A 2243-nucleotide genomic window follows, 5' to 3' on the forward strand; every position below is an offset into this window, starting at 1 on the left:
CGCACATGTTCGGGCGCCCACCCGCCGAAACCGACATGCAGCGCCATTTCCGTGTCAGCCCTCCGTCGGTCCACCAGATGATGGTCACCCTCGAACGTAACGGATTCATTCGTCGTCAGCCCGGTGTCCCCCGGAGCATCGAGATTCTCCTGCCACCCGAAAACCTGCCCGTCCTCGAATGGCTCGGTATCAAAACGTCAAAATCAATGGGATGAACCACTAGCCCCCCGACGAGATCCTGGCTTCCATCGAACGCTTCTGCCGATACAATACTCAAGCCTAGACATCGCAATGTCGCGAATTTCTGGTTCAGGACACTAAAGCAGAATGAGGTGGGTGTGCTGGCATCTGCTCCTTTTTTGATCTTTGCCATGCGTCCGCTGCCGGCGAGCCCGGGTGGATGGTCTCGTTGCTCGATGAGTTGGCCCGACCCTTCTCGAGATTACCGCCTACGAAGAAAACGGCCAACGAAGCCCTCCTCACCCAGCGAACCCGGAAAGATCCCCAGCCGTTCTGATGGCGAGGACACAATGACGCTCGCGCCTGCCATAGGCAATCCGCTCCTCCCGCCCGGGCGGCAGTCGAAAACCCCGGCTGGAAGCTGGGGTTTTCTTTTGTGCTATTATAGGTACCAACTCTCGTAAGCCCCGCGGTGCGATCAGTATAGTGCACCTCACGGATTGATCCGAATTGGCTTCGGCTTCGTTCGGTCCAAGGCTCGATCGTAAGCCGCAGGTGTCGGTTGGTCTGCGCTCCTGCTCCACCTCAATGGATTGGTGGAGATCTCACGTCACATAAAGTCTCCATCCGAGTCGGACTCTGATGAAGGTTCGTCATCGCTCGGCGTTTTGACTTTGGAGAGATACGCCGGAGAATTGGTTGCGCGCTGCCATTCACCATCCCTATATCTCCACTGTCTGGACTGGGTGGGATCAAGTACCATATCATTGCGATCTACATCAACGAAGCCCATTTGTTCTGCACGGGCTCTCGCTTCGTCATTAGCAGGACGCCAGTTCACCAGCGGCCGTTCGCCGTCTTGCCGTAGTTGGTGCTCGAGCAGAATATCGCCGGCGTTGCCGACGAGCGGATGAGCAACCTGAAAATCCACGATTGATGTGACGTTAGTTCGTCCGGGGAACTGTTCTCGCCACCCTTGGCTGGTGAACTCAGTCGCCATAGGAAATCCGGCTTCCGTTCTTTGGAGGCCGACGCTCCTATTTCCTAGTTGGTAGCTGTAATATCGGGCGGCATCAGAATCCCTTCGGATCCCGAAACTGCTAGCGACATCCGCGGTGCGCCTAGCTCTTTCGGACACAAATTCTGAGTATTCCTGCGGATTGTTGGCGATATGATTGATTTCTTCACCATGAAAGCTCCTCACCCGTTCCCGGAATTCGGCTTGGTCGATCTCAATAACGGGAGGTCTTGAAGTGAGGTAATAACTCGGCTGCGAGGATGAGCTGGCACCCGAATCGTGCAATCCCATTCTACCGAGCGCGCCCGCGAAATCGTCGGCGTTCCTGTGCTCCGGGGAGCTTGCGTAATGATACTCATCATCGGATGGAACATCCGACCAATTGTTAATTCGACCGTCCATGACGACCACACTCCTATGGCTGTTACATTGTGTTCAGGTCATTAGACCTGACTCCGCAGATAAGCAGCTTGGCTGTCCGTAAGCTGACGGCAAATAAACGGAAAACTAAATTCGCTGAAACATAGGGCGAGCCGGCGAGAGGGCGCAGTTCGGCACCGCGCTCTCCGGAGCGTCTTCATAACTCGGCCGAACTTGAGATCAGCGGTTCGCGTCCGGTGACGGCCCCTGGTCAGGTCGTCTCGAGCGGGCGGCTGACCGCGCTTATGCGGCGTGAGCGACGTTCTGAGGCCGCCATGACCATGAGCTGTGAGCTTAACAACCACGGGAAGCGCCTCGAGCACATTACTTCAACTACTTTCGCCGAGGAGACCGGTTCTCGATCCGTGACAAGTTCCGGCTAAGGCGTCGAGAAATTGTGAGCTAGTGGTTCATCCCATTGATTTTGACGTTTTGATACCGAGCCATTCGAGGACGGGCAGGTTTTCGGGTGGCAGGAGAATCTCGATGCTCCGGGGAACACCGGGCTGACGACGAATGAATCCGTTACGTTCGAGGGTGACCATCATCTGGTGGACCGACGGAGGGCTGACACGGAAATGGCGCTGCATGTCGGTTTCGGCGGGTGGGCGCCCGAACATGTGCG

The 2243-nt window shown here is 56.4% G+C and carries 3 protein-coding genes; 1 reads left to right on the forward strand and 2 read right to left on the reverse strand.

Annotated elements, in window-relative coordinates; all coding sequences use genetic code 11:
• A partial coding sequence (locus OWC48_RS45775) for a LexA family transcriptional regulator (protein ID WP_282525893.1) occupies positions 1-215 on the forward strand: 215 nt, incomplete at its 5' end.
• A 575-nt stretch (positions 216-790) separates the two neighbouring features.
• Here the strand turns inward: OWC48_RS45775 and OWC48_RS45780 are convergent.
• Positions 791-1600 (reverse strand): effector protein NopP, encoded by an 810-nt coding sequence (locus tag OWC48_RS45780; RefSeq protein WP_282525894.1) that lies wholly within the window; start codon positions 1598-1600, stop codon positions 791-793.
• A gap of 428 nt (positions 1601-2028) precedes the next feature.
• Positions 2029-2243: LexA family transcriptional regulator (locus OWC48_RS45785; protein ID WP_282525893.1), on the reverse strand; the 215-nt coding region annotated here is incomplete at its 5' end.

The organism is Bradyrhizobium sp. Arg816 (genome assembly GCF_029989365.1).
In the GTDB taxonomy this organism is placed as follows: domain Bacteria; phylum Pseudomonadota; class Alphaproteobacteria; order Rhizobiales; family Xanthobacteraceae; genus Bradyrhizobium.

What these genes read in the sequence shown, in the direction of transcription:
- OWC48_RS45780 (WP_282525894.1), bottom strand. Translation starts at nt 1,600, where the DNA reads ATGGACGGTCGAATTAACAATTGGTCGGATGTTCCATCCGATGATGAG.